26 protein-coding genes are annotated in these 26390 nt (G+C 64.6%); 18 read left to right on the top strand and 8 right to left on the bottom strand.

What is annotated here, in order from left to right:
• Positions 1-33 precede the first annotated feature (33 nt).
• The 6 genes from WA070_RS08115 (at position 34) to WA070_RS08090 (ending at position 3943) form a co-directional block, all read left to right on the top strand.
• Positions 34-777, top strand: a complete 744-nt coding sequence (locus tag WA070_RS08115) for a sterol desaturase family protein (protein WP_422633585.1) — start codon at positions 34-36, stop codon at positions 775-777.
• A 17-nt stretch (positions 778-794) separates the two neighbouring features.
• Positions 795-1211, top strand: a complete 417-nt coding sequence (locus WA070_RS08110) for a DUF2141 domain-containing protein (RefSeq protein WP_422633601.1) — start codon at positions 795-797, stop codon at positions 1209-1211.
• A 70-nt stretch (positions 1212-1281) separates the two neighbouring features.
• Positions 1282-2124, top strand: a complete 843-nt coding sequence (locus WA070_RS08105; protein WP_422633584.1) for a MipA/OmpV family protein — start codon at positions 1282-1284, stop codon at positions 2122-2124.
• A gap of 104 nt (positions 2125-2228) precedes the next feature.
• Positions 2229-3140: a tetratricopeptide repeat protein gene (locus WA070_RS08100; protein WP_422633583.1), complete on the top strand. Its 912-nt coding sequence runs from the start codon at positions 2229-2231 to the stop codon at positions 3138-3140.
• Between the two features lie 9 nt (positions 3141-3149).
• Positions 3150-3767 (top strand): LON peptidase substrate-binding domain-containing protein, encoded by a 618-nt coding sequence (locus tag WA070_RS08095; protein WP_422633582.1) that lies wholly within the window; start codon positions 3150-3152, stop codon positions 3765-3767.
• Positions 3764-3943: a Trm112 family protein gene (locus WA070_RS08090; protein ID WP_422633581.1), complete on the top strand. Its 180-nt coding sequence runs from the start codon at positions 3764-3766 to the stop codon at positions 3941-3943. Before WA070_RS08095 ends, WA070_RS08090 begins: the two co-directional genes overlap by 4 nt.
• Here the strand turns inward: WA070_RS08090 and WA070_RS08085 are convergent.
• The 5 genes from WA070_RS08085 to WA070_RS08065 form a co-directional block, all read right to left on the bottom strand.
• A complete protein-coding gene (locus WA070_RS08085; protein WP_422633600.1) occupies positions 3936-4289 on the bottom strand; it encodes a RidA family protein in 354 nt (117 codons plus the stop codon). The genes WA070_RS08090 and WA070_RS08085 overlap by 8 nt on opposite strands.
• A 121-nt stretch (positions 4290-4410) precedes the next feature.
• Complete coding sequence (locus WA070_RS08080) at positions 4411-5667, bottom strand: aminotransferase class V-fold PLP-dependent enzyme (protein WP_422633580.1); 1257 nt, start codon at positions 5665-5667, stop codon at positions 4411-4413.
• A complete protein-coding gene (locus tag WA070_RS08075) occupies positions 5664-6800 on the bottom strand; it encodes an aminotransferase class I/II-fold pyridoxal phosphate-dependent enzyme (protein WP_422633579.1) in 1137 nt (378 codons plus the stop codon). The genes WA070_RS08080 and WA070_RS08075 overlap by 4 nt, the downstream gene beginning before the upstream one ends.
• 63 nt (positions 6801-6863) lie before the next feature.
• Positions 6864-9500, bottom strand: coding sequence for a TonB-dependent receptor plug domain-containing protein (locus WA070_RS08070; protein ID WP_422633578.1), 2637 nt, complete (start codon positions 9498-9500; stop codon positions 6864-6866).
• Positions 9501-9687: 187 nt separating this feature from the next.
• Positions 9688-10296, bottom strand: coding sequence for a TlpA family protein disulfide reductase (locus tag WA070_RS08065; protein WP_422633577.1), 609 nt, complete (start codon positions 10294-10296; stop codon positions 9688-9690).
• A gap of 58 nt (positions 10297-10354) precedes the next feature.
• On the opposite strand from WA070_RS08065, the gene argH reads away from it, so the two are divergent.
• The 4 genes from argH to WA070_RS08045 are packed head-to-tail and all read left to right on the top strand — an operon-like array spanning position 10355 to position 14019.
• Complete coding sequence (argH, locus tag WA070_RS08060; protein WP_422633576.1) at positions 10355-11725, top strand: argininosuccinate lyase; 1371 nt, start codon at positions 10355-10357, stop codon at positions 11723-11725.
• A complete protein-coding gene (locus tag WA070_RS08055) occupies positions 11722-11979 on the top strand; it encodes a hypothetical protein (protein WP_422633575.1) in 258 nt (85 codons plus the stop codon). Before argH ends, WA070_RS08055 begins: the two co-directional genes overlap by 4 nt.
• Positions 11980-11998: 19 nt before the next feature.
• Complete coding sequence (gene lysA / locus WA070_RS08050) at positions 11999-13264, top strand: diaminopimelate decarboxylase (RefSeq protein ID WP_422633574.1); 1266 nt, start codon at positions 11999-12001, stop codon at positions 13262-13264.
• Positions 13264-14019: a siroheme synthase gene (locus WA070_RS08045; RefSeq protein ID WP_422633573.1), complete on the top strand. Its 756-nt coding sequence runs from the start codon at positions 13264-13266 to the stop codon at positions 14017-14019. The genes lysA and WA070_RS08045 overlap by 1 nt, the downstream gene beginning before the upstream one ends.
• Here the strand turns inward: WA070_RS08045 and WA070_RS08040 are convergent.
• The gene (locus tag WA070_RS08040; protein ID WP_422633572.1) at positions 14016-14633 is read right to left on the bottom strand and encodes a response regulator transcription factor; all 618 of its coding nucleotides are present in this window, start codon (positions 14631-14633) and stop codon (positions 14016-14018) included. The two genes, WA070_RS08045 and WA070_RS08040, sit on opposite strands and share 4 nt — an antisense overlap.
• 79 nt (positions 14634-14712) lie before the next feature.
• Complete coding sequence (locus tag WA070_RS08035) at positions 14713-15363, bottom strand: TetR/AcrR family transcriptional regulator (RefSeq protein WP_422633571.1); 651 nt, start codon at positions 15361-15363, stop codon at positions 14713-14715.
• 104 nt (positions 15364-15467) lie between these two features.
• On the opposite strand from WA070_RS08035, the gene WA070_RS08030 reads away from it, so the two are divergent.
• Genes WA070_RS08030 through WA070_RS08020 form a run of 3 tightly spaced genes read left to right on the top strand, consistent with a single transcriptional unit; the run spans position 15468 to position 19648 of the window.
• On the top strand, positions 15468-16967 hold the full coding sequence (locus tag WA070_RS08030) for an efflux transporter outer membrane subunit (RefSeq protein WP_422633570.1): 1500 nt from the start codon (positions 15468-15470) through the stop codon (positions 16965-16967).
• The gene (locus tag WA070_RS08025; RefSeq protein WP_422633569.1) at positions 16960-18105 is read left to right on the top strand and encodes an EmrA/EmrK family multidrug efflux transporter periplasmic adaptor subunit; all 1146 of its coding nucleotides are present in this window, start codon (positions 16960-16962) and stop codon (positions 18103-18105) included. The genes WA070_RS08030 and WA070_RS08025 overlap by 8 nt, the downstream gene beginning before the upstream one ends.
• Positions 18106-18118: 13 nt before the next feature.
• The gene (locus WA070_RS08020; RefSeq protein WP_422633568.1) at positions 18119-19648 is read left to right on the top strand and encodes a DHA2 family efflux MFS transporter permease subunit; all 1530 of its coding nucleotides are present in this window, start codon (positions 18119-18121) and stop codon (positions 19646-19648) included.
• A gap of 77 nt (positions 19649-19725) precedes the next feature.
• On the opposite strand, the gene WA070_RS08015 is transcribed toward WA070_RS08020, so the two are convergent.
• Complete coding sequence (locus tag WA070_RS08015) at positions 19726-19890, bottom strand: hypothetical protein (RefSeq protein ID WP_422633567.1); 165 nt, start codon at positions 19888-19890, stop codon at positions 19726-19728.
• Between the two features lie 51 nt (positions 19891-19941).
• Between WA070_RS08015 and WA070_RS08010 the strand changes: the two genes are divergently transcribed.
• The 5 genes from WA070_RS08010 to nirD all read left to right on the top strand — a co-directional run bounded on the left by WA070_RS08010 (position 19942) and on the right by nirD (position 26389).
• Positions 19942-20523 (top strand): ANTAR domain-containing response regulator, encoded by a 582-nt coding sequence (locus WA070_RS08010; protein ID WP_422633566.1) that lies wholly within the window; start codon positions 19942-19944, stop codon positions 20521-20523.
• Entirely contained in the window at positions 20520-21734 is a 1215-nt protein-coding gene (locus tag WA070_RS08005; protein WP_422633565.1) for an ABC transporter substrate-binding protein, read from the top strand. The genes WA070_RS08010 and WA070_RS08005 overlap by 4 nt, the downstream gene beginning before the upstream one ends.
• Positions 21735-22062: 328 nt before the next feature.
• Positions 22063-23307 carry a nitrate/nitrite transporter gene (locus tag WA070_RS08000; RefSeq protein WP_422633564.1) on the top strand — a complete coding sequence of 415 codons (1245 nt, stop codon included), beginning with the start codon at positions 22063-22065 and terminating at the stop codon, positions 23305-23307.
• A gap of 233 nt (positions 23308-23540) precedes the next feature.
• Positions 23541-26048, top strand: a complete 2508-nt coding sequence (gene nirB / locus WA070_RS07995) for a nitrite reductase large subunit NirB (RefSeq protein ID WP_422633563.1) — start codon at positions 23541-23543, stop codon at positions 26046-26048.
• Positions 26049-26053: 5 nt separating this feature from the next.
• Positions 26054-26389 (top strand): nitrite reductase small subunit NirD, encoded by a 336-nt coding sequence (gene nirD, locus WA070_RS07990; RefSeq protein WP_422633599.1) that lies wholly within the window; start codon positions 26054-26056, stop codon positions 26387-26389.
• Position 26390 lies beyond the last annotated feature (1 nt).

Below are 26390 nucleotides of genomic sequence, written 5' to 3'. Positions count from 1 at the left end.
CGCATTGGCGCAACCGCGTCTATAGGGGCGGCAATGGTCGCAGCCCTTATCTATTCCGCCCTGGCGATGAGTGCGATCGTCGGCGTGCGCTATTTGCTGGCGAGCGGTGGTTTCGCGCTGGCGACGCGGATTCGCCAGCCGGGCCTGTATCGCGGGCTGGAAAAGCAGATGGTCCGCGAAATCAGCTGGTCGCTGGCGTCCGCGCTGATCTACGGCATTCCCGCTGGCGTGGTGGCGTGGGGATGGCAGTCGCATGGCTGGACGCGCATCTACACGCAGGCCAGTGCCTTTCCGCTCTGGTATCTGCCGATGTCGGTGCTGCTGTATCTGGCCGCGCATGACACATGGTTTTACTGGACGCATCGCGCGATGCACCGGCCCCGACCGTTCCGCATCGCCCATGCCGTCCATCATGCCAGCCGCCCGCCGACCGCCTGGGCCGCGATGAGCTTTCATCCGTGGGAAGCGCTGACCGGCGCGGTGGTGATCCCGGCTTTGGTTTTCATCATCCCGATCCATGTCGGCGCACTGGGCGTGGTGCTGACGATCATGACGGTCATGGGGGTCAGCAATCATATGGGGTGGGAGATGTTTCCGCGCTGGATGGTGCGCGGTCCGTTGGGGGAATGGCTGATTACGGCCACCCATCATCAGCGGCACCACGACCTTTATGCCTGCAATTATGGCCTTTATTTCCGGGTGTGGGACCGGTTGTGCGGGACGGACAAGGGGCTGGGCGAATTTAAGCCGGCCAATATCCAGAAAGTGCGTGCGTGACGCGGAAATGGGTCGTGATGCTGGTTGCGATGGCGGGTCTGACCGGTGGCGCGCCAGTGGACCAGCCGCAGATGCTGGGCATGGCGGTCAGCGGCTTGCGGTCGGGCAAGGGGCAGATATTGGTGTGCGTCACTCGCACGCCCGCCTATTTTCCCGATTGCACCCATGATCCCGAAAAACGGCATTTTGCGGTTCCGGCCAAGGCTGGCGCGGTGCAGTTGGGCGCCTTTGCGCCCGGCACCTATGCCATTTCGGTGATCCATGACGAAAATGGCAATGGCAAGCTGGATACATTCGCCGGTATCCCGCGCGAAGGCGTTGGTTTTTCGCGCAATCCGGTGCTGCGTTTCGGCGCGCCGAGTTTTGCGTCAGTCAGTTTCGGCGTTGCGGGGGCAGCGGTGGAGCAGGAAATTCGCCTCAAATATTTTCTCTGACGCGCGGGAAAAGGAACTGTAACCGGGCCGAAACATTCTCGTTCCGACAACATGTTCGATTAGGGGCCGTATGAATATTTTTTCGCGCACTGTGCTGCTGACACTTTCCTTCGGGCTGGCCGCGCCTGCGCTGGCGCAGGAAACCGAGGATCATAGCAACCTGACGGTCGGGCTGGGCGTGGCTGCGATCCCCAGCTATGAAGGGTCGGACGATTACCGGATCATCCCCGCGCCGCAATTGCGCGGCAAAGTGCATGATTTTGCTTTCTGGACACGCGGTCCCGCGCTCTACATCGACGCCATCCCCAATCGCGACGATAGCGGCGTCGATTTTCAATTCGGTCCGGTCGTCGGCGCACGGTTCGACCGCACCAGTCGCAAGGCGATCAAGGACGATGCGGTCGCGGCGCTTGGCAAGCTGGACACCGCGATCGAGGTCGGCGGCTTTGCCGGCATCGGCAAGACCGGCATCATCACATCGGCCTATGACAATCTGTCCGCGCGTGTGGCCGTGACCAAGGATATTGGCGGCGCGCATGAAAGCTATATCATCACGCCAGCGATCGAATATTTCACGCCGCTGTCGATCAAGAGCTTCGTAGGGATCGGCGTATCGGCCGATTATGTCGGCAAGAAATATGGCAATTATTATTTCGACGTGACCCCGGCTCAGGCGCTGGCCAGCGGCCTGCCCGCCTATGATCGCGCCGGTGCCAAGTCCGGCTTCCGCAAGGTCAGCGCCAATTTCACCGGCGGCTATTCTCTGTCCGGCGATATTCGGCGTGGCTGGACCCTGTTTGCGCTGGGCGGTTATTCACGGATGCTGGGCCGCTATGCCGACAGCCCGGTCGTCGCGATCGCCGGGTCTAAAGATCAGTGGATCGGTGCGCTGGGCGTAGGCTATACCTTCTGAACCATTGCGGAGGCGTGGCCGCGCTCTTGTCTGGACGGGGTGACGCCCCCCATATTGTTCAGTATGGACGCGGCGACACACCGCACAGGCAGGAGAAGTAAAGCGTGGCCACCCTGGGAATGAGCGACACCGACAAGGCAGCCGTCGAGGCGTTTCGCAAGGACGTCGTGGAACCGTCGCGCACGCAGTTGGTGATCGTGGATTTCTGGGCCGAATGGTGCGGCCCGTGCAAGCAACTGACCCCGGTGATCGAAAAAGTCTGCGCCGATTACGCGGCCAAGGGCGTGACGCTGGTCAAGGTCAATGTCGATGAAAACCCCTTCATCGCCAGCCAGTTTCGCGTCCAGTCGATCCCTACCGTCTATGCCGTGTTTCAGGGCCAGCCCGTCGCGGACCTGAGCCAGGCGCGGACCGAAGGGCAGTTGAAGCAGATGCTGGACCAGTTGTTGACGCAACTGCCGATCGAATCCGACGAAAAGGCGCAACTGGAGGAAATCGCGCCGCTGATCGCCATGGGTGAGGAAGCGCTGGCCGATGGCGACGCTGACCGGGCCTTGTCGATCTTCACCCAGATTGCCGAGATGGTGCCGGATCATGCCGAGGTCGTTGCAGGGCAGGCGCGAGCGCTGGTCGCGCTGGGGCGGCTGGACGAAGCGGAGGCGGCGCTGGCCGCGCTGCCCGCCGACGTCGCGCGGCATGTCGCCATCGATCAGGCGCGTGCCGCCATCGCGCTGGCCCGCGACGTAAAGCCCGTCGCCGACCTGTCCGCCGTGCAAGCGAAGGTTGACGCCGATCCCGACGATCATGCCGCGCGCTTCGAACTGGCGGGTGGGCTGATGGCCAATGGCGATCGGGATGGCGCGGCCGATGCGCTGCTGGAAATCGTGCGGCGGGACCGGGGCTGGCAGGACAGTGCGGCGCGCACGCAATTGCTCACCATCTTCGATGCCGTCGGGCTGGAAGATCCGTGGGTATCGGCGCAGCGCCGCAAGCTGTCCCAGATCCTCTTCGCCTGATCGCCGCCGGTGCCGACCGCCCGCGTCTCCGTCTTCCCGCTGTCCGGCGCGTTGCTGCTGCCGGGCATGGACCTGCCGCTGCATATTTTCGAGCCGCGTTATCGCGCGCTGATCCATGATGCGATGGCGCGCGACCGGCGGATCGGCATGATCCAGCCGCGCGGCGGCGGGGGACCGGTGCCGCCGCTGTTTGACATGGGCTGCCTTGGCCATGTCAGCCAGATCGAGGCGCTGGAGGATGGGCGGTTCAACATCGTCCTCACTGGCCTCGCCCGTTTTCGGGTCGTGCGCGAATTGCCCGTGACGACGCAGTTTCGCCAGATAGAGGCGGATGTCGAACAGGCGCCGCAGGAGGATGAAGTGCTGCACGCGGTCGAGCGCGGCACGCTGGAGCAGGAATCGCGCAAGTTCGCCGAAGCGCTTGGCTATGTCGTCGACTGGACGGCGGTGTCGCGGCTGGACGACATGGCGCTGGTCAACGGCATTGCCCAGATCGCGCCCTTCGACCCCGCTGCCAAGCAGACCTTGCTGGAGGCGGACACGCTGTCCGAACGGTGCGAGCGGATCATCCAGCTTATGCAGATCGTCGGCCGGATCGAGCGCGACGGCGGCGCGACAATGCAGTGAGCCAGGACGCGCCGATCGACCCATGGCTGCTGGCCAAGCTGGTCTGCCCGCTGACGCGCACGCCGCTGCGCTGGGATGCGGAGCGGCAGGCACTGTTGTCCGACGCGGCGGGGCTGGCCTATCCCGTGCGCGATGGCGTGCCGATATTGTTGGTGCGCGAGGCGGCGGCTATTTGAACGCGGCGATGCATTCCACTTCCAGCGGAGCGCCCAGCGCCAGCCCATCTGCCCCGAATGCGCTGCGCGCGGGCAGACGCTTCCCCTTGAAATAGGGGAGGTAGGCCGCGTTGAAGCGGGGCCAGTCGGCCATGTCGTCCAGCATGACCGTGCATTTGACGACATGACCAAAGTTCAGGCCGTTATCCTTGAGCACCTTGCCTATGGAGTCCATCGCGCCTTGGACCGCTGCATCGAAGCCGACCGTATGCCTGTCCATCCCTTCGGGCACCTGGCCGATCTGGCCGGACATGAACAGGATGTCGCCCACGCGGACGGCGGGGGAGAAGGGCAGGGTTGCGGGCATGGCCTGAGGCGCGGGGGCCGGTTGGGCCTGTGCGGTTAACGGGGCGAGGGCTGACAGCAGGGTGGCGAGAAAGAGCGACTTCACAGGTTTCTCCATATTGTGCATGACGTCGGTCGTCGCTTTACGCTCGTGGCAAGGCGTTCAACAATCGCTCCACATCCCGCCCGTCGTTGAAGATCGACGGCGATATGCGGAAATGATGGTCGTGCAGTGACAATCGCACCTGCGCCTTGGCCAGCGGATCGGTCAGCAGCGCCCTGGCGTTTGGCAACAGTGCGGTGAGCAGTGGCGTGGTGGTGCCGGGCGGGGTGATGATCGCATAGCCCTTCGCGCGCAGTCCTTCGCACAATTCGCCGATCAGGCTTTGGGCATGGGCCTGTATCGCAGGGACGCCCAGCGCGGCGATGCGGTCGAGCGAATGGTCGAGCGCACCTGCAATACCCTGCGCATAGGTGCCGGTGCCGAAATGGCCGAGCGTGCCGGGACGGACGACATAGCTGGTGGGCGCACCGCCGGGCGGGTCCATGGGAAAGACATGGGTCTGGGGCGGGGACAGGCCAATACCGGGCGGCGCGTCGGGCGCAGCGAAACCATAATAGCCATATTCCGTGCGGGGCAGGGCATCCAGCACGCCGCGCCGCGCGTAGAGAAAGCCCAGACCAAAATCGCCCATCAGCCATTTGTAGGTAGCGGTGGCAGCGAAATCGACGCCGCTGCCATGCAGGTCGACAGGCACAGCGCCGGCTGCATGAATGATGTCGGCATAGACCAGCGCGCCGACGCTGTGCGCCCTGTCGCACACGGATTTCAGGTCATGCTGGAACCCATTATAGGTGGACACGAGCGACAGGCTGACCAGTTTCGTCCCCGGCGTGATGGCGCGGGCCATGTCTTGCGGCATGATGCGGCCTTCGCGGGCCATGACCCATGCGACATCGACGCCTTGTCTGGCCATTTCCTGATACATGGGAAAGGCGGCGTAGAAATGGAGCGTGTCGGTGACGATGCGGCCGCCCTTTTCAGGAAAACCGAGCGCGCGCAGCACGGCCTGTTCGCCCATGGTGGTGGATTGCACCCATGTCACTTCGTCGGGGTCGGCGTTCACCAGTCGCGCGAATTTGGCGATCACGCCTGCGCGATCGACCGGCTTGCGCGCGGCGGCGGCGGGATCGAGCGTGCGACCTGCGACATAGGCGTTGATCGCCGCCTGTGCGCCCAGACTGATCGGATGAGTCGAGGCGTTGTCGAAATAGGCCACCGGCGTTGAAGCGAAGCCGGTGCGATCGGGTAATGAGACGGCAGGCGCAGCGCGCGCGACCTGCGTCGCCAGCGGCAGAGCGAGTGCGGCGCCTATCGCTTCGCGGCGGCTAAGGCTCATGCCAGCGCCTTTAGCAGACCAGTCTTGAACGCCTGCATTTCCACAGGCGTGCCAAAGGAAACGCGGACCCAGTCGTCCATATGCTTACGCGGGCCGCCAATGAAGATTTTCTCTTTCGCCAGCGCCGCCGTCACGTCCGCGCCGGAACGACCCACATGAATCATCGCGAAACTGGCGTCGCCGCGCAGATAGCGCAGCCGGTTGGCATCCAGCCACCGATAGAGGTCGTCGCGCACCGCCTTGTTCGCAGCCTTGCGATTGGGCAACAGGCCGGGGGCGAGCAGGCTGGCCTCCGCCGCGATTACGGCGGGCATCGGTGTGATATTGGTGCCATAGCTCGCCATGCCGTCGAGCAGATCCCTGCGCCCGGCTATGATGCCGCAGCGCAGCCCAGCCAGCCCGTAAATCTTGGAAAAGGTGCGCGTCACCAGCACGTCTGCGTCCCTGGCGACCAGATCGAGGCAGGGCGTCGCATCGCTGAAATGAATATAGGCCTCGTCGATCAGCAGGATCGATCCCTTGGGCTTGTTCGCCAGCAGCCAGTCGATGTCGGCGCGCGCGGTGACGAGACCTGTGGGATTGTTGGGATTGCACAGATAATAGACGCCTGCATCCGGCGCGGCGGCGAGCAGCTTGCGCGGGTCTGCGGTGAAATCGCCCGATAGCGGCACGGCAACCGACCGGGTGATGCTGGCGTTGCCAAGGCCCAGAAATCCTTGATCGAAGGTCGGTTCGAAATAGGCGATGGGACGCTGGGGCGAGGAATAGGTTAAAGCCACCGACCGCAGGGGCATGAACGAGCCGGGATGGACCTGAACCTGCGTCGGCGACAGGCCGTTCTGCCGCGCGAACAGGCTTTCCAGCTTGGCGCCGAACACCATGCCATAGCGCCCCGACAGCGGCGGCAGGGTGGCGAGCGCGGCCAGCGCGGCCGGGCAGGGGCCAACGGGATGTTCGTTGCTGTTGATGTAGACGCCGTCGGTCAGGCTGGCGACCATGGCCGATGGATCATCGGGCAGTTCGACCTTGCGATCGCGCTGTGCCAATGCCGGTGTGACGGCGGCCAGCGATGTGGCAGCCATGGCGCCGCGCATCAACGCACGGCGGGATACTGTCTCGGTCGATCCGGTCATGCCTGCCCCTCCATAGCAAAAGGGCCGGTCCGTTTCCGAACCGGCCCTCCTTCGTGACATCGATCAGAATTTGAAGTCGATGCGGGCGTAATAATAGCCGCCCGACGTGCTGTAGGCGCTATGGCCGTAAGAGGCGCTGTAGGAACCCGAACCATTCTGGTAGGGCGATACGCCGACGGGGACGGTCACGCCTTCAAGCAGCTTGGGAATCTCAGGCTTCTTGTTGAACAGGTTGTTCGCACCGATCGAGAAGGTGACCGCGTCGGTGAAGTCGTAGCCCACTTCCAGGTCGGTCAGCGCCGTCGCCTTGGCCACGCCGTTGAAATAGAGCTGGTTGGTGTTCACACCGCCCACGATCGCGCCGTCGGCGATCAGGAAGCCGCCCGACGGGATCACGATCGACCCGGCAGCGCTGGACGTGAAGGCCGGACGGACCAGAACGCTTGTCTTGCCATAGAATGTTTCGCGCAGGTTCAGGCTGAACGCGCCGCTTTTGAACAGGGCGTTTGCGACGACCTTATAATCGGGGTTGGCGCGTTCGATATTGCTTTCCGATGCCGCATTGAACAGCGGATAGCCCAGCTTGTTGTTGGTGATCTTCGTCTTGTTATAGTTGGCGGTCAGCGACAGGTTGAGCGAACCGAAGTCCAGCGCGACCGGATAGGTAGCCGAAAAGTCGATGCCCCAGGTCCGGGTATCGACGCCATTGGTGAAGCTTTGCACGCCGATCGTGCCGCTGGTGAACAGCGCGCTGTCGAGGACGATACCGGCGGCGTTCAGGGCGTTGAGGATTTCCGCCCCGCCCGCCTGTGCCACACCGTTCAGCACGGCGTTGCGCGCGGCGGTGCCGGTAATGCGATCCTTGATCTTGATCAGATAGCCATCGACCGTGATCGCCAGCTTGGGCACGGGGCGAACCACGAAGCCAGCCGAGAAATTCTTCGACTTTTCGGGACCGAGCGGACCAAAGCCCAACAGTGCGGCGGCAGGCGATCCTGCGGGAAGCTGCGCCACTGCGCTGGTCGGGCCGACGTTGATCGTCGAATATTTCTGTTCCTGCAACGTCGGCGCGCGGAAGCCGGTGCTGGCCGTGCCGCGAATGGCGAAGGCGTCGGAAAAGTCGTAGCGGGTTGTGATCTTGCCGATCAGCGTGTCGCCGAAATCGGTATAATCCTCATAACGACCGGCCAGATCGACGCTCCAGCCATCGACTGGATTGACGATGAAGTTCAGATATCCCGCCTTCGAACTGCGCTGGAATTCACCTGCGTCGCTGGCCTTGTAACCGGGGAAGGACTGCACGCCGGTCTTGTAGGTCGAAATCGAATCGCCTGCGATGATTTCATACTCGTCCTTGCGATATTCGCCACCGAACGCCATCGTTAGCGGGCTTGACATGCCAAGGTCGAATTCCTTGCGAATGTCGGTCGTCAACGTCGTCTGGCTCAGCTTGAAACCGCCGTCATAGGCGCTGCTGGGGGTGTTGGCGACGCCGATGCCGCGCAACTGGTTCTGATAGCTTTCCTGCCAGATTTCACGATGCGCCGACGCTTCGGTCCAGATATCGTCCTTCTGCGATCCATAGGTGCCCGAAACATCATAATTCCATCCGCCGCCAAATTCACCCTTGGCGCCGATGGTGAAGCTATATTCATTTTCGATCACATGCTGCAAAGGGACCATGCCGACCACGCCGGTATTGCCGTAACAGATGTTGGGATTATAGGCCGCAGCCGTCACGCCGCCGCCGGTGTTGCCGGTTTCGTAACAGATGCGCTTGGGATGACGATAACCCTGCTTGGCCCAGCCTTCGCGGCGGCTATAGTCACCGAAGCTGTAGAGTTCCACGCCGCCAAAGTCATAGCCCATATTGTAGAATGCGACGTTCAGGTTGGTCTTGGGCTGACCGCCGTTGATACCCGCCAGCGCGTCGCCCGTCAGGTTCGACCATTGGGCAGGCGCGTTGCTTTGCAACGTGCCGTCCGCCTTGGTGACCTGCACCTGGCCCTGGCCGACCGTGGTATAATCCTGACGCCGATGGAACAGGGTCAGGTTGAAAAAACCGTCCTCGCCCAGTTTGAAGCCGACATTGCCCGAGGCGGAGAAAAGCTCGCCCTCGCTGTCATAATATTGACCGCCAGTAACCTTGAACGTGCCGCCGTCGGTCTGGTCCTTCAGGATGAAGTTGATGACGCCCGCGATCGCGTCGGTGCCGTAAACCGCCGCTGCGCCCTCCTGCAACACTTCGACGCGGGATATGGCGTCGGGCGGGATGACGTCGATGCTGGGGGCGGCGGAACCCTGGAACGCGCCGGAAATCACCTGCAGGATGGCGTTGCCGTGGCGGCGCTTGCCGTTGACTAGGATCAGCGTGTGGTTGGGCGACAGGCCGCGCAGACGGGCCGACAGCGAGAAGCTGGACAGATCGGTGCCCTGCGTCTGGGCCGTGAAGGACGGCACCATCTGCGTCAGAACCTGATTGAGGTTCGGCTGGCCGACATGGCTGATGGCTTCTTCGCTCAGCACCTGTACCGGTGCGGCGGATTCGGCAGCCTGGATGCCGACGGCGCGTGTGCCGGTTACGATGATGGCGGTGCCTTCATCGACCTGCGGCGCTTCCTGGGCTTCCTGCGCGATGGCGCAGGCCGACCAGGAGGACGCAAGGATGAGCGATAGTTTCAATGCCGAAAAGCGTGTCATTCATGCCCCCTGTTCGATCTCTTTTGATGACAAGGGGGATGACGAAGGACCGGCACGGAACCACTACCGCGCCGCACAAAAAATGAAATATTCTATAACATACCGAGTCTGGCGTGTCGGAAAACGGCCAGTTTCGCGACAAAGGCATGATGGTGCGCCGCGTCACATGGCGCGCGGCGCACCATCGTCAGGACGCGAGCGCCGCATCGATCAGCGCCTTGGCTTCCGGCCCCTCCCAGTCCATCGCGCCCACGACGCGGACCATTTCCCTGCCCTTGGCATCATACAGGACGCTGGTGGGCAGCAGGCCGGTGGCATAGTCGAAACCGAACTGGTTTTCCGGGTCGGTCCAGCCCTTGAGATGGGGCAGCTTATGCTTGGCGAAGAAGGGCTTCACGGCCTTTTCACCCTGATTGTCCTGCGAGATGGTGAGCACCGCCAGACCCTTTGGCCCATAAGTCGCGGCGATCCGGTCGAGCGTGGGCATTTCCGCGACGCACGGCGTACACCATGTCGCCCACAGATTGACCAGCACGGGCTTACCCGCATAATCGGCCAGCGTCGCGTCGCCGCCATCGGGATTGTGGAACGCAAATTTGGGCGCGGGGGTGCCTGCCTTGCTGCGATCGAGCTTATAGCTGAACTCGCTGTCCGCTGCCTTGTCCTTGGCCGACGCGCTGGACGGCGACGATACCACCTCGCCGCTCATGCTCGCATTGCCTTGCACATTGGCTTGCCCGGACGACGGTGATTGCCTATCGCAGGCCGCCAATCCGACGGTCAGGAGCAGTATCATCAGCGCGCGCGACGAAGGTTCGAACGGGGACGTTTCCAAAGGGGAAGGCTCCAACAGCATGTGGGGTGGCCGGTTCGCCGCCGGCCCGGCGTCTATCATGCGTGAGATAAATGCCTCCATCCCGTTCGACAAGCGATTGTGGAAACAGGATATCGCCGGATCGCAGGCGCATGTCGCGATGCTGGCCAAACAGGGCATTGTGGCGCAGGCGGACGCCGACACGATCAGCGCCGGGCTGGACCAGATCGCGCAGGAATATGCAGCGAACGGCGTGCCGGTCGACCTTGATCTGGAAGACATCCACATGGTCACCGAATCGCGCCTCGCCGCGCTGATCGGGCCAGTGGCCGGGCGTCTGCACACCGCGCGCAGCCGCAACGATCAGGTCGCAACCGATTTCCGCCTGTGGGTGCGCGATGCGACCGATGAAGTGGAGGCGGGCCTTGCCGGTTTGCAGCGTGCGCTGCTGACGCGCGCCGAGGAATTTGCCGATGCAGTGATGCCGGGCTTCACCCATCTGCAATCGGCGCAGCCAGTGACGCTGGGCCATCATCTGATGGCTTATCACGCGATGATCCGCCGCGACCGCAGCCGCTTTGCCGATGCGCGGGCGCGGGCGAACGAATGTCCGTTGGGTGCAGCGGCGCTCGCTGGCACGGGCTTCCCGATCGACCGCCATGCGACGGCAGCGGCGCTGGGTTTCGCCAAACCGACCGACAACAGCCTGGACAGCGTGTCCGACCGCGACTTCGCGCTCGACTATCTGATGGCGGGCACGCAACTGGCGCTGCATCTGTCGCGGCTGGCGGAGGAGTTCATCATCTGGGCCAGCCAGCCCTTCGGCTTCGTCAAACTGCCCGACGCCTATTCGACCGGCAGCTCGATCATGCCGCAAAAGCGCAATCCCGATGCCGCCGAACTGGTGCGCGGCCATGCCGGGCGGATCATGGGCTGCATGACCAGCCTGTGCGTGACGATGAAGGGGCTGCCGCTCGCCTATTCCAAGGATATGCAGGACGACAAGCCGCCCGTGTTCGAGGCGCATGACCTCATCGGCCTGTCGATCGCGGCGATGACGGGCATGGTCGAAACGGTCACGTTCCGCACCGACCGGATGCGGGCGCTGGCCGAAAGCGGCTTTGCCACCGCCACCGATCTGGCCGACTGGCTGGTGCGGGAGGGGAATATTCCCTTCCGTGAGGCGCATCACATCACCGGGCGGGCCGTCGCGGCGGCGGAGGAAGCGGGCGTGCAACTGGCCGATCTGCCGATCGCCACGCTCAAAGCCATCGACGATCGCATCGACGATCGCGTCTATGCGGTATTGACGGTCGATGCGTCGGTCGCCAGCCGCCAGAGCCATGGCGGCACTGCGCCCGATCAGGTACGCGCCCGTATCGCGCAGGCGCGGCAGGAGGATCAAGCATGACGCGAGCCTGTCTCTTCGCTGCGGCCTGTATGACATTGGCGCTGGCTGGCTGCGGCGGGCGCGAATCGCTCAAGCCGCTCCCCAATCAGGCTTTGCCCGCCTTGCCGACCGGGGCCAAGACCGCGCCCACCGCTGCCCAGCTCATGAGTCCGTCCATGCAGGCCCGGCCGCAGCGCAACGTCGAATTGCTGACCCAGTCGCAGGAACGGGCGGACGATACATTCGACCTGCCACCCGAACATAAGCCCCAATAAGCGCACAAGGACCGGGACTTTGGACCATTTCGACTATGTGGACGGCGCCATGCAGGTGGAGCAGGTGCCGATGGCGGCGATCGCCGATGCGGTCGGCACGCCGGTCTATATCTATTCGACCGCGACGCTGGAACGCCATGTCGGCGTGTTCCGCGCGGGGCTGGCGGCGCTCGATAACCCGCTGATCGCTTTTGCGGTGAAGTCTAATCCCAATGCCGCCGTGCTGGCGACGCTGGCGAAGCTCGGGCTGGGCGCGGATGTCGTATCGGGCGGCGAATTGCTGCGCGCGGTGGCGGCGGGCATCCCGGCCGACCGCATCGTCTTTTCCGGCGTCGGCAAGACGGAAGCGGAAATGCGCCTCGGAATCGAACAGGGCATTTTCCAGTTCAATCTGGAAAGCGAACCGGAAGCCGAGATGCTGAGCGCGGTCGCCATGGCGATGGGCAGGCGCGCGCCCGTCGCCTATCGCATCAACCCGGACGTGGACGCTGGCACTCATGCCAAGATTTCGACCGGCAAGTCGGAAAACAAGTTCGGCATCCCCTATGACCGGGCGATCGAATCCTATGCCGCCGCGCGCGCGCTGCCCGGCCTCGACGTGCAGGGTGTCGCCGTTCACATTGGCAGCCAGTTGACCGACCTGGCCCCGCTGGAGGCGGCGTTCGTGAAGGTCGGCGCGTTGATCGTGGCGCTGCGCGACGCGGGCCATGACATTCGCACCGCCGATCTGGGCGGTGGCCTTGGCGTGCCTTATGACCCGTCCCAGCCACTGCCCCCCAGCCCCGCCGACTATGGCGCGATGGTGTGCCGCGTGACGCAGGATTGGCCGGTGCGCCTGATGTTCGAACCGGGCCGGGTGATCGTGGGCAATGCAGGCGTGCTGCTGTCGCGCGTCGTCCGCGTGAAGCAGGGGGCCAAGGCGCCCTTCGTCATCGTGGACGCGGCGATGAACGACCTGCTGCGCCCCAGCCTCTACGACGCATGGCATGACATTCGCGCCGTCGCGCCATCGGGCGATCGGGCTGCGGCCAATGTGGTGGGACCAGTATGCGAAACCGGCGACACCTTCGCGATGAACCGGGACATGGACGTGGTGCAGGCAGGCGATCTCGTCGCCTTCATGACGGCCGGTGCCTATGGCGCGACGATGGCTGGCACCTATAACAGCCGTCCGCTCACCCCCGAAGTGCTGGTGACGGGCGACAGATGGGCGGTCGTGCGCGCGCGTCCGCCAGTCGAGGCGCTGATCGCGGGCGATAGCATTCCCGACTGGCTCACCGACTGATGCACAGCCTGCCGGTCTTTTTGCGGTTGCAGGGGCGGGCGGTCATCCTGACGGGTGAGGGTGAGGCGGCGGACGCCAAGCGCCGCCTGCTGGAGCGTGCAGGCGCGCTGATCGTGGGCGAGGACGACATGCAGGCGCGCATCGCCATCGTGTCTGACGGCGACGCCGCGACGACGCAGCGGCTGCGCGCGCGCGGCGTGCTGGTCAACGCCACCGACAATCCCGACCTGTGCGATTTCACCCTGCCCGCCATCGTCGATCGCGATCCGGTGCTGATCGCGATCGGCACGGGCGGCGCGTCGGCGGGCCTTGCCAAGGCGTTGCGGCAAAGGCTGGAGGCGCTGTTCCCGGCGGGACTGGGCGCGCTGGCGAGTGCGCTATCGGATGCGCGATCCGCGATCCGCGTGCGATGGCCCGATGCGGGCGCGCGGCGGCGGGGCATCGACGCTGGTCTGGCCCCCGGCGGGCCAATCGACCCGATGCGCGGCGATGCGGCTGCGCGTGTGCCGGACTGGCTGGGAGGTAGCGGGGAGGCTGCGGCGTCGCGGCTGGAAATCATCACGCTGCTGTCGAACGATCCCGATGACCTCACGCTCCGCGCGGCGCGGCTGTTGGGGGAGGCGGACCGGGTCTATCACCCGTCCTCGGTTGGCGGCGCGATCCTCGACCGGGCGCGGGCCGATGCGGTGCGGATCGTGGCGGATGCCCCTCCGCAGAACCCGTGCGAGGGGCTATCGCTCTGGGTGACGCCTTAGTTGCGTGCGGCGCTCAGCCGTTCGACTTCGTCATGCAGCGCCTGGATCGAGGAAACGAGCCGCGCGCGATCGACCTGTAATTCGCGCAGGGTTTCGCGCGTTTCGCCCAGTTCCACGGCACGCCGGGCGATGCGGGCATCCAGTTCGGCATTGTGGCGGGCCAGCGCGCCCAGCGTTTCCGCACGCTGGCACAGATGGCGCAGGCGCACGTCCAGCACGTCGAAATCGAACGGTTTGACCACATGATCGTCGGCCCCGGCGGCCAGCGCCTCCACCGTGGAGCGGCTGTCCAACCGGCCCGTCAGCATCACGAAGCAGGCGGTCCCGCCAAGATTGGTGGCGCGGATCTTCTGCATCGTCGCGATCGCGGGCAACATGGTCAGCGCCATGTCGATCAGGATGACATCGACCGGATGCGTGACGAGCAGGTTGATCGCGGCAAAACCATGTTCGGCCAGCGCGACATCATAGCCCAGATGCGACAGGCGACGGGCGACCACAGCGCGCGCGGTAGGATTTTCATCGATCAGCAGCACGCGCAGGCGGCGCGGCGACCGGATCATGTCCGGCGCATTGTCGGGAAGACGGCGATGATTGCGCTTGAAGAACGGCATGGGTCGACCTTTGTGACAGAGGTCGAAGACTAGGCACGCGGCCCGAATAAATGGTTAACGCTGCCTCGCCCCGGCAAAATCAGGGCGTCGCCACTGGCGCATAGGCGCGCAGGAAGATATCGACCGCCAGATTGGCGTCGGCGTCAATCTGGCTGGGCGAAGTCCGGGCCAACTCGCCCATCAACAGGCGATGGTGCGTGCCTGACATTGCAATCGCGATTATCACGCGTGCCGCCTCCAGCGTGTCGGCCCGCCGCAACTGGCCCCGGCTCATTGCGCTGTCCAGGAAATCGGCCAGCAGGATACGGGTATTTTTAGGCGCCAGATCGAAGAAAATGGTGCTGAGTTCAGGAAATCGGCCGCTTTCTGAAATGATGAGCCGATGAAGGGCGATCGCTTCGGGCGATGTCATCTTTTCGACGACGCTGCGGCAGGCGCGCCTGAGCGTGGGGGCCAGTTCGGCGTCGGGATCGAGGATTTGCGACAGGCGTGCGCGATACAGGGTCGCCACCCGATCCAGCACGGCAGCGAACAATTCTGCCTTCGAGGGAAAGTGATTCCACAACGTGCCCTTTGACCCGCCAAGCGCAGCAGCGATGCCGGACATGCTGGTTCCGGCATAACCATGATCGAGAAAATAGGCCTGTGCCACGGTCAAGATAGTATCGCGCCGATCCTGCCGTCGCGCTTCCCTTTTGCTGGGAGGAAAAGATGTTTCAACCGACGTCATAAAATCGTACCATATAGTATGGTTATTTGGTTGACAAGAGCCGGTAGCGGCGGCAAAGGCGATTTTCATACCAGCTGGTACGGTTTTTAAGGACGGTGAGTCGTATGGCCTTTCCTTCCCGCGCGTCGATCGCGGCGGCATTGGCATCGCTGTTGGCAGGCTGCGCATCGGTTCCCGATCTGGGGCCGCAGCCGCAGGTCCGCAGCGCGCAGAGCATCGATGCGGCGCAAAGCCTGGCCGCGTCGCCCTCCGCCTGGCCAGCGGACGATTGGTGGACCGCCTATGGCGACCCGCAACTCACCGCCCTGATCGAGGAAGGCCTGCGCAGCGCGCCGGACATGGCGATCGCCGCCGCCCGGTTCCGCGCGGCGCAGGCGGTCGCGCAGCAATCGGGCGCGGCGCTGCTGCCCTCGGTCGATCTGAACACCAATGCGGGCGTGACCAAGCAAAGCTATAATATGGGCCTGCCCAAGGAATTTGTGCCGCAGGGCTGGTTGGGAACAGGCCGGGGTGCGCTCGATCTGAATTTCGACCTGGACCTGTGGGGCAAGAACCGCGCCGCGCTGGCAGCCGCGACGTCGCAGGCGCGCGCGGTCGAACTGGACGGGCAGCAGGCGCGGCTGGCGCTGACGACCGGCATCGCCGACGCCTATGCCGATCTGGCGCGTCTGTATGACGAGGCGGATATTCAGCAGCGCACGCTCGATATTCGCATCGCCAGCCAGAAACTGGTGGCAGAGCGGCGCGCCAACGGGCTGGAAACGCGCGGCGGCGTGCGGCAGGCGGACGCCACCGTGTCGAGCGCCAAGGCACAACTGGCAGGCGCGCGTGTCGCGATCGACCTGCGGCGGCATCAGATTGCTGCGCTGATCGGGGCCGGGCCGGATCGTGGTCTGGCGATCACGCCGCCGCAACCGGGTAAGCTGACGCCTTTGGGCCTGCCCGCAGACGTGACCACCAATCTGGTCGCGCGCCGCCCCGACATCGCCGCCGCGCTGGCCCGGACGGAAGTCGCGGCCCGGCGGATCAAGGTCGCGCGCGCTGACTTCTTTCCGGCGGTGCGGCTGAGCGCGCTGATCGGCCTGCAATCGCTGGGCTATAATACGGTGTTCGCCAACGGCGTGTCCAATGGATCGCCCCAGCCGTTCGTCAACAACCTGTTCGACAAGGATTCGCTGTTCGGCAATGCAGGGCCAGCGATCAGCCTGCCGATCTTCCATGGCGGGGCGCTGTCGGGCCAATATCGCGGTGCGCGCGCGACCTATGACGAAGCGGTCGCGACTTATGACAAGGCCGTACTGGGTGCCTATCAGGAGGTTGCCGATGCGGTGACCAGCCGTCGCGCGCTCGATGAAAGGCTGGTCGATGCCCGCGCTGCGTTTACCGCGTCGCAGGAGGCCTATGGCGTGGCGCGCAAACGCTACGAAGGGGGCCTGTCCCCCTATAATGACGTATTGAATGTCGAGGACCAGTTGCTGGCGGCCCGTCGTGCGGTGTCCGCACTGGAAGCCAACGCCTTCTCCCTCGACATAGCCCTCATTCGCGCGCTGGGCGGCGGCTATGCCGTCAGCGCGACCCCTGCCAAGGACCGTGCGCATGGCTGATGCCGTTTCCGAAACCACACCCGCCGACCAGTCGAAGAAAGCGGGCAATGCCGCCAGGCGCAAGAAGTGGCTGACACGGCTGGCAATCGCGGTGGTCGTGCTGGTCGTCGTCTGGGCCGTCTGGTATCTGCTGATCGGGCGCAACCATGTCGGCACCGATAATGCCTATGTAAACGCTGACATGGCGCAGGTGACGCCGCTCCTGTCCGCGCAGGCGGTCGATGTGCTGGTGACGGACACGCAGGCGGTGAAGCGCGGCGACATCCTCGTCAAGCTGGACCCGACCAACGCCCGCATCGCCGTGGCGCAGGCGGAGGCGGACCTGGCCGCCGCGCAGCGCAAGTTCCGTCAGACTGCCGCGACCAGCGACGCCCTGTCGGCGCAGGTCGATGCGCGCGGCGCGGACATCGTGCAGGCGCGTGCCCAGATGGCCAGCGCGCAGGCCGATTACGACAAGGCGCGGGTCGATCTGTCCCGGCGTGAAGCGCTGGTATCCGACGGCGCCGTGTCGGGTGATGAAGTGACCAGCGCGCGCAAGGCGTTCGCCGCCGCGCGCGCCGCGCTGGATCTGGCGCGTGCAGGCGTGACCATGGCGCAGGCAACACGCAGCGCAGCGACCGGCCAGCTGGCGGCGAACGATGCGCTGGTGCGCGGGGCCAATGTCGGGACCGATCCGGCGGTGATGGCCGCGCAGGCGAAACTGGACGCCGCGCGCCTCGACCTTGACCGCACGATCATCCGCGCGCCGATCGACGGCGTCGTCACCAAGCGTCAGGTGCAGGTGGGCCAGCGCGTCGCGCAGGGCAGCCCGATCATGACCATCGTTCCGCTTGCCCAGGTCTATGTCGACGCCAATTTCAAGGAACGGCAGTTGCGCGGGGTCAAGGTCGGCATGCCGGCCAAGGTCACGTCCGACCTCTATGGCAGCGACGTCGTCTATCATGGCCATATCGTCGGCTTTGCTGGTGGCACCGGGTCGTCCATGTCGCTGATCCCCGCACAGAATGCGACCGGCAACTGGATCAAGGTGGTGCAGCGCGTGCCGCTGCGCATCGCGCTGGACCCCAGGGAACTGGCCGCCCATCCGCTGCGCGTGGGCCTGTCCATGGAGGTCGAGGTCGACCTTTCGGACCGATAGGAGCGCCACGACCATGAGCGCCGAAGACAGCATCTATTCGAGGATTTCGCCCCGCCGCCGGACGCTGGCGGGGCTGGTGCTGGCGCTCAGCAATTTCATGGTCGTGCTCGACCTGACCATCGCCAACGTGTCGGTGCCGCATATCGCGGGCAATCTGGGCATCTCGGCCGATCAGGGGACGTGGATCATCACATCCTATGCGGTGGCGGAGGCGATTTGCGTGCCGCTCACCGGCTGGCTGGCGCAACGGTTCGGCGTCGTGCGCGTGTTCACGCTGGCGATGGTGGGTTTTGGCATCTTCTCGCTGTTGTGCGGTCTGTCGATGACGCTGACCATGCTGGTGGCGTGCCGCGTGGGGCAGGGTATTTGCGGCGGGCCGATCATGCCGATGTCGCAGACGCTGATGATGCGTGTCTTTCCGCCCGACAAGCGGGCCAGAGCCATGGGCCTGTGGGCGATGACGACATTGCTGGGACCGGCGATGGGACCGATCATCGGCGGCTATATCAGCGACAATTGGAGCTGGCACTGGATCTTCTTCATCAACCTGCCGATCGCGGTCCTGTGCGTGTTCGCCGCCCAAGCGCTGCTCCGCCCGGCGGAAACGGAAACGGCGCAGGTGCCGATCGACAAGATGGGCTTGTTCCTGCTGGTATTCTGGATCGGCTGTCTTCAGATCATGCTGGACATCGGGCGCGATCATGACTGGTTCAACGACCCGCTGATCGTCATTCTGGCGGTACTGGCGGGGATCGGCTTCATTGCCTTCATCATCTGGGAATTGACGGAGGAGCATCCGGTCGTCGATCTGCGCGTGTTCCGCCACATTGGTTTTACGTCAGGCGTCTTCACGCTCGCGCTCTGTTTCGGCGCCTATTTCGCGGGCATCGTCATCATCCCCCAATGGCTACAGATATCGCAGGGCTATACTGCGACATGGGCGGGGATCGTGACGGCTTTTACCGCCATAGCCGCCTTGATGGCCGCGCCCGTCGCAGCGCGCATCACGGGCAAGGTCGATCCGCGCCTGATGATTTCCGGCGCGGTCTTCTGGCTGGGCCTGATGGCGCTGTGGCGCGCGCACTGGACCAGCGGCATTGATTTCTGGAGCATGGCCGCGCCGCAGTTCGTCCAGGGCTTTGCCATGCCCTTCTTCATGATTCCGTTGACGACGATCACATTGGGGTCGGTATTGCCCCACGAGACCGCCTCGGCCGCGGGCCTGCAGAATTTTCTGCGAACCATGGCCATCGCGATCGCGACGTCGCTGGTGCTGACCGGGTGGAGCGATTCGCAGCGCGTGTCGCGCAACGAACTGGTCGGCGTGCTGCAACCGGCTGATGTGCAGGCGCAGTTGAGCGCGTCGGGCTTTTCCTTCGAACAGGCGCGGCAGACGATCTCCAACCTTGTCGAACAGGAAGCGATCGCGATCGCGGTCGATCATATCTTTTTCATATCGGCGCTGGTGTTGTTCCTGGCCTCCACTCTGGTGTGGCTGGCCCCCCGACCGACCGGGCCTGTGGACACGTCCGCCGCGCATTGACGCACGCGCCTATGGCGGATCGGGTGCGATGGCGCGCGTAGACGGCAAGCGGGCAAGGCGCGGCGCGTCGAACGTCATCATATACAACTTGCCCCCGACGATCGCGGCTCCCGCTTCTTGCTGCGTTCCTTGACCAGCGCCATGCCCGGCGCGATCCCGCCGGTCGATTGCGCATCCGCGCGCACGCCGACGACATGCGACCATAGGAATAGGATCGTTACGGGTGCAAGTTGCTTTGGCACTGGACGCCATCGTGCATCCCCGCCACCTAGAGCGCGAAAAGGCGGGACATCATGCGAATCGTCATCATTGATGACAGTGGTCTGCGCGCAAGCGTCCTGGAGGAAGGACTGCGCGAGGCGGGCTATGACGACATTCATATCGTGCCGCCGCGTGGCGCCTTCGTCGCGCGGCTCGAACGCATGGCGCCCGACGTCGTGCTGATGGATCTGGGCAGCCCCAGCCGCGACACGCTGGAGGAAATGCTGACGGTCAGCCGCGCGCTCGCCCGTCCCATCGCGATGTTCGTGGACCAGTCGGACGAGGCGATGATCGGCGCGGCGATCGATGCGGGCGTATCCGCCTATGTCGTGGACGGCCTGCGCAAGGAACGGGTGCGCCCGGTGCTGGAATTGGCGGTGCGCCGTTTCAACGCCTTTGCGCGCATACAGGCCGAACTGGACGAGGCGCGCACCGCACTGTCCGACCGCAAGATCATCGACAAGGCCAAGGCGATCCTGATGAACCAGCGCGGCCTGTCGGAGCAGGATGCCTATGCGCTGCTGCGGTCCGCTGCCATGAATCAGGGCAAGAAGATCGTTGAAGTGGGTCAGGCGCTGATTACCGCCAGCGATCTGCTGGGAGGAGGATTATGACGACGACCCTGCGCATCGCATTCCTGCCGCTGACCGACGCCGCCGTGCTGGTGGCAGCGCGCGAGCGGGGCTTTGCGGAGGGGGAGGGGATTGCCCTCGACCTCGTCCGCACGACCAGTTGGGCGACGCTGCGCGACCGGCTGCTGTTCGGGCAGGTGCAGGGCGCGCACATGCTTGCGCCGCTGGCGGTCGCGGTGACGCTGGGGCTTAGCCAGCAGGCCGCGTCGCTGGCCGCGCCCTATAAGCTCAACGTCAACGGCAATATGCTGGTGATGGGGCGCGATTTCGCCAGGGCGCTGGACCCCGACGTGGCGCGGCGGCTGGCCGATCCGCTGGGCACCGCGCACGATTTTGCCGCCGCGATCGGTCTGTGGCGGCGCAAGCCCGTGATCGGCGTCGTCCATCGCTTTTCCAGCCACGCCATCATGCTGCGCTATTGGCTGGCGAGTGCGGGCGTGGACCCCGACCGCGACGTGGTGCTGCGCGTGCTGCCACCCTCGCTGACGGTGGAGGCGATGCAGGCGGGCGAGGTTGACGGCTTCATCGCGGGCGAACCATGGGGCAGCGCGGCGGTGGAGGCGGGGCTGGCCGAAGCTGTGGCGATCGGCGAGCGGATCTGGCGGCGCGGCGTGGAAAAAGTGCTGACGTTCCGGGAAGCGTGGATGGAGGAGAACCCCGACACGGTCGATCGGCTGCTGCGCGCATTGGCGCGGGCGGCGGCGTGGTGCGACGATCCGGCCAACCATGGTGATCTGGCGGAGCTTTTGTCGCGCCCCGCCTATGTCGATCAACCCGCCGACCTGATCGCGCGCGCGCTGTCGGGCTGCATCATCGCGCGGGCGGGCGAAGGGGCGGTGCCGCATCCCGACTTCATGCTGTTTGCGCGCGAAGCCACCCCCTTCCCATGGCGCAGCCAGGCGCTCTGGATCTATTCGCAGCTCGTGCGCTGGAACATGGTCGCCCATGATCCCGCGACGCAGGCGCGCGCAGGCGCAGTGTTCCGTCCCGACATCTTCCGACGCGCGCTGGCCGACAGCGATCTGCCGATGCCGGGCGCCAGCATGAAGGTGGAGGGGGCAGTCAGCCTGCCGCTGGCGGTCGGATCGCGCCGGGGCGAACTGACGCTGGGGCCGGATCGTTTCTTCGACGGGCGAATATTCGACCCTGAACGAATCGATGAATTTCTTGCCGGATTTGCGCCGACGCGCTGATTGACTTCCCTCGTCATCCCAGCGCAGGCTGGGGTCTCTTTTGTCTTCGGACCTAGCGTTTTGAAAAGAAAGAGGGATCCCAGCCTGCGCTGGGATGACGGGGCAGGGGATTGAGTCCCCAAAAATTGTGCCTTGCAACATGATGCATATTGCGGGATGATAGTGGCGTCGCGCATCGAGGCGCGCTGATCTGGATGCGTCGTCCCAAGGGTGGGATTGCCGTCCTCACCACATTTCGCAGCAAAGCCGCTGACCGGATTTACCGCATGGGTAACGTCCGGCCTGCGGCTTTTTTCGTGTCCATTTTCCGTTTATTGGGGGACGTCGCATGGCTACAGCTTATTGGGATCGCGATGGGGAGGCCGGATCGGCCGCGCCCACGACCAGCTTTTGGAAGGCCGGCCACAAACCGACCTTGATCGCCGCTTTTCTCTATTTCGACCTTGCCTTCATGGTGTGGGTATTGCTGGGGCCGCTGGCACCCATGATTGCCAAGACGCTGGCCCTGACCCCGGCGGAAAAGGGGCTGATGGTCGCGACGCCGACGCTGGCAGGCGCGCTGCTGCGTGTCGTCAACGGCCTTCTGGTGGACCGGATCGGCCCGAAATTGTCCGGCGCAATCAGCCAGTTGATCGTTATCGCGGGCCTGTTCGCCGCATGGATGCTGGGCATCGACAGTTTCGGCGGCACGCTGGCGCTGGGCGTCATATTGGGCTTTGCCGGGGCCAGCTTCGCGATCGCGCTGCCGCTGGCCAGCCGCTGGTATCCCCCCGAACATCAGGGCAAGGCCATGGGTCTTGCTGGCATGGGTAATTCGGGCACGGTGCTGGCGGCATTGTTCGCGCCGGGTCTGGCCAAGCTGTTCGGCTGGAACGCAGTGCTGGGCCTCGCCTGCATCCCGCTGTCGATCGTGTTCCTGGCCTATATGATCATGGCAAAGGACGCGCCCAACGCCCCCGCACCCAAGAAGCTGGTCGATTATTTCGAACCGCTGAAACAGGCGGACGCATGGCTGTTGATGGCCTTCTACGCCGTCACCTTCGGCGGTTTCGTCGGGCTGGCGGCCAGCCTGCCGATCTACTTCACCGACCAGTTCGGCCTGACCCCGGTCGTCGCGGGCTATTGCACGGCGGGCTGCGTGTTCGCCGGATCGCTGGTGCGGCCGCTGGGCGGGGCGCTGGCCGACCGGATCGGCGGCGTACGCACGCTGATGATGGTCTATGTCGTCGCCGCGCTGGCGTTGGCCGGGGTTGCCTACGCCACCACCCTGCCGGGCGCGCTTGGTTTATTCGTGCTGGCCATGCTGGCGCTGGGCACCGGCAACGGATCGGTATTCCAACTGGTGCCGCAGCGTTTCGCGGCTGAGATCGGCATCATGACCGGCCTTGTCGGCATGGCGGGCGGCATCGGCGGCTTCTACCTTGCCAGTTCGCTCGGCCTCGCCAAGCAGATGACCGGCAGTTTTTCTTCCGGCTTCCTGATCTTTGCGGGCCTGTCGATCCTCGCTCTGGCGACGCTCGCCATGGTCAAGGGCCGGTGGCGCACAAGCTGGACGAGCGGCGCGCGCATCTGACGCAAACGGGCGGCGGGGACCATTCTCGCCGCCCGACACTTATCGCTTGAGCGGCATGGCGAATCGGCATATGCTGCACTGCAAGAGGACAAGGATGTCCCCTTGTTTCATAGCCAGACCGGTTCACGGACGAACCGGCGCGGCGCATATGATGGCAAAGCCGCCATCCTGACTTCCGGTTGTGAACCGGGGGTCAGGATGGCGGCTTTTTTGTTGTCCGAAAGGGTAGGCACATGGAATTGCAGATCGGGATCGAACCGGTGGAGGCCAGCGAAGACGCGCTGCTGATGCCATCGGACGATGTGCGCGAACATCTGGTCGTCGTGGGCAACGGCATGGCCGGGTGCCGCGCGGTGGAGGAACTGCTGGCCCGCGACGCCGGGCGCTATCGCGTCACGATTTTCGGCGCGGAACCGCATGTAAACTATAACCGCATCATGCTTTCCCCGGTGCTGGCGGGCGAAAAGACGTTCGATCAGATCGTCATTAACGCGCCGCAATGGTATGACGACAACGGCATCACGCTTGTCGTCTCCGACCCCGTCACCGCGATCGACCGCGCGACAAAAAGCGTCACCGCGCGCAGCGGCCATAGGGTCCATTATGAAAAGCTGCTGATCGCCACCGGATCAGACCCCTTTATCATCCCCGTTCCCGGCAAGGATCTGCCCGGCGTCGTCAGCTTCCGCGACATGCACGATGTCGACGCGATGCTGGACGCAGCCGGTAAAGGCGGCGACGCCGTCGTCATCGGCGGCGGTCTGCTGGGGCTGGAGGCTGCCCATGGCCTGACCCTGCGCGGCATGAAGGTGACGGTGTTGCACATCATGCCTACGCTGATGGAGCGGCAACTGGACGAAGCGGCGGCCTGGCTGCTCAAAAGCGCGCTGGAGGCACGCGGCCAGACCATCCTGACCGGCGCGGACACCGCCGAAATCTACGGGGACGGCAGGGTCGAGGGCGTGCGCCTGAAGGACGGGCGCACCATCCCCGCCAGTCTGGTCGTCATGGCCGTCGGCATTCGCCCCAGCGTCGCGCTGGCCCGCGAAGCCGGGCTGGACGTCGGGCGCGGGATCAGGGTGGACGACCATATGGTCACCAGCGACCCCGACGTGCTGGCGGTCGGCGAATGTGTCGAACATGACGGCAATGTCTATGGCCTCGTCGCGCCGCTCTGGGACATGTGCCGCAGTCTGGCCGACGGCCTGACCGACCGGCATACTGGTTACAAAGGCTCCGTCACCTCCACCAAGCTCAAGGTCGCAGGGCTGGACGTCTTTTCCGCCGGGGATTTTTCGGGCGGGCAAGGGTGCGAGGACATCGTCCTGCGCGATGCGGCACGCGGCGTCTACAAGCGCGTCGTCGTGAAGGACGATCGCGTCGTAGGCGCGGTCCTCTACGGCGACACCGCCGATGGCGGCTGGTATTTCGACCTGCTCAAAAAGGGCGAAAGCGTCGCCGACATGCGCGACCTGCTGATCTTTGGCCAGGCCTTCGCCTCTGGAGGAGGCGCGCTGGACCCTAAGGCGGCCGTTGCGGCGCTCTCGGACGATGCCGAGATTTGCGGCTGCAACGGCGTTTCCAAGGGCCAGGTCGTTGCCTGCATCGAAGCGGGCGCATGCAGCCTGGACGCGGTGCGCGCAGGGTGCAAGGCATCGGCCAGCTGCGGCAGTTGCACGGGATTGGTCGAAAATCTGCTGGCCGTGACCCTCGGCGACGACGTGCAATCCGGCCCCAAGACCATGTGCAAATGCACCAGCTTTGGCCATGACGATGTGCGGCGCGAAATTGTCGCGCAGGACATGCGCGCCATCCCCGAAGTCATGCAGAAACTGCACTGGACCACGCCCGATGGCTGTTCCTCTTGCCGCCCCGCGCTCAATTACTATCTGCTGTGCGCGCTGCCCGGCGTTTATATCGATGACCAGCAGAGCCGCTTCGTCAACGAACGCATGCACGCCAATATCCAGAAGGACGGCACCTATTCGGTCGTCCCGCGCATGTGGGGCGGCCTCACCAACCCCCGCGAACTGCGCGCGATCGCCGATGTCGTGGAAAAATATGACGCGCCGATGGTGAAGGTCACGGGCGGCCAGCGGCTCGACATTTTCGGCATCCGGAAGGAAGATCTGCCCGCCGTCTGGGCCGACCTCAACGCTGCCGGAATGGTATCGGGCCACGCCTATGGCAAATCGCTGCGCACGGTAAAGACCTGCGTCGGCAATGAATGGTGCCGGTTTGGCACGCAGGATAGCACCGGCCTTGGCGTCAGGACTGAGCGGATGACTTGGGGGTCATGGATGCCCCACAAGTTCAAGATCGCCGTGTCGGGCTGTCCCCGCAACTGCGCCGAAGCCACGATCAAGGATTTCGGCGTCGTGTGCGTGGACTCCGGCTATGAACTGCATGTCGGCGGCAATGGCGGCATCCATGTCCGCGTCACCGACCTGCTGTGCAAGGTCGGGACCGAGCAGGAGGCGATGGATTATTGCGCCGCTTTCACCCAGCTATACCGGGAAGAAGCCCGCTATCTCGAACGCACCGCGCCATGGATAGAGCGGGTCGGCATCGATTATATCAGGAGCCGGATCGTGGCGGACGCTGAAGGGCGCGAGGCGCTGCGGGCGCGCTTCCTCTATTCGCAGAGCTTCAGCCAGGACGACCCGTGGGCGCAGCGCGCGGCGGGCGCCCATGCCCAGTTGCACGACCATCTTCAACCCATCGCCATAGCTGCGGAGTGAGCCACATGACCGACTGGATCGACATCGGCACGCTGGCCGATATCCCGCAACGCGGCGCGCGCACCGTGCGGACCGGCGGCGAAAAGGAAATCGCCGTCTTCCGCACCGGCGACGATCATGTCTTCGCGCTGGTCAACGAATGTCCGCACAAGAAAGGCCCGCTGAGCCAGGGCATCGTCCACGGCCACAGCGTCGCCTGTCCCCTGCACAACTGGACCATCGCGCTCAAAACGGGCGAAGCGCAGGGCGCGGACTCAGGCTGCACCCCGACGATCGCGGTGCGGCAGGAGGATGGCCGTATCCTGATCGCCCGGCCAGTGGCTGAAAAGGCGGCGGCGTGAG

Origin of the sequence: Sphingobium sp., assembly GCF_049304695.1 — a bacterium.
Taxonomy (GTDB): Bacteria; Pseudomonadota; Alphaproteobacteria; order Sphingomonadales; family Sphingomonadaceae; genus Sphingobium.
Note: the sequence above shows the minus strand (reverse complement) of the source record. Positions and strands in the feature narration are given on the sequence as shown.

Coding starts and splice junctions, on each gene's coding strand:
- WA070_RS08115 (WP_422633585.1), top strand. CDS start 34: ATGGTCGCAGCCCTTATCTATTCCGCCCTGGCGATGAGTGCGATCGTC.
- WA070_RS08110 (WP_422633601.1), top strand. CDS start 795: ATGCTGGTTGCGATGGCGGGTCTGACCGGTGGCGCGCCAGTGGACCAG.
- WA070_RS08105 (WP_422633584.1), top strand. CDS start 1,282: ATGAATATTTTTTCGCGCACTGTGCTGCTGACACTTTCCTTCGGGCTG.
- WA070_RS08085 (WP_422633600.1), bottom strand. CDS start 4,289: ATGCCCGCAACCCTGCCCTTCTCCCCCGCCGTCCGCGTGGGCGACATC.
- WA070_RS08080 (WP_422633580.1), bottom strand. CDS start 5,667: ATGAGCCTTAGCCGCCGCGAAGCGATAGGCGCCGCACTCGCTCTGCCG.
- WA070_RS08075 (WP_422633579.1), bottom strand. CDS start 6,800: ATGACCGGATCGACCGAGACAGTATCCCGCCGTGCGTTGATGCGCGGC.
- WA070_RS08070 (WP_422633578.1), bottom strand. CDS start 9,500: ATGACACGCTTTTCGGCATTGAAACTATCGCTCATCCTTGCGTCCTCC.
- WA070_RS08065 (WP_422633577.1), bottom strand. CDS start 10,296: ATGATACTGCTCCTGACCGTCGGATTGGCGGCCTGCGATAGGCAATCA.
- argH (WP_422633576.1), top strand. CDS start 10,355: ATGTGGGGTGGCCGGTTCGCCGCCGGCCCGGCGTCTATCATGCGTGAG.
- WA070_RS08055 (WP_422633575.1), top strand. CDS start 11,722: ATGACGCGAGCCTGTCTCTTCGCTGCGGCCTGTATGACATTGGCGCTG.
- WA070_RS08045 (WP_422633573.1), top strand. CDS start 13,264: ATGCACAGCCTGCCGGTCTTTTTGCGGTTGCAGGGGCGGGCGGTCATC.
- WA070_RS08040 (WP_422633572.1), bottom strand. CDS start 14,633: ATGCCGTTCTTCAAGCGCAATCATCGCCGTCTTCCCGACAATGCGCCG.
- WA070_RS08035 (WP_422633571.1), bottom strand. CDS start 15,363: ATGACGTCGGTTGAAACATCTTTTCCTCCCAGCAAAAGGGAAGCGCGA.
- WA070_RS08030 (WP_422633570.1), top strand. CDS start 15,468: ATGGCCTTTCCTTCCCGCGCGTCGATCGCGGCGGCATTGGCATCGCTG.
- WA070_RS08025 (WP_422633569.1), top strand. CDS start 16,960: ATGGCTGATGCCGTTTCCGAAACCACACCCGCCGACCAGTCGAAGAAA.
- WA070_RS08020 (WP_422633568.1), top strand. CDS start 18,119: ATGAGCGCCGAAGACAGCATCTATTCGAGGATTTCGCCCCGCCGCCGG.
- WA070_RS08010 (WP_422633566.1), top strand. CDS start 19,942: ATGCGAATCGTCATCATTGATGACAGTGGTCTGCGCGCAAGCGTCCTG.
- WA070_RS08005 (WP_422633565.1), top strand. CDS start 20,520: ATGACGACGACCCTGCGCATCGCATTCCTGCCGCTGACCGACGCCGCC.
- WA070_RS08000 (WP_422633564.1), top strand. CDS start 22,063: ATGGCTACAGCTTATTGGGATCGCGATGGGGAGGCCGGATCGGCCGCG.
- nirB (WP_422633563.1), top strand. CDS start 23,541: ATGGAATTGCAGATCGGGATCGAACCGGTGGAGGCCAGCGAAGACGCG.
- nirD (WP_422633599.1), top strand. CDS start 26,054: ATGACCGACTGGATCGACATCGGCACGCTGGCCGATATCCCGCAACGC.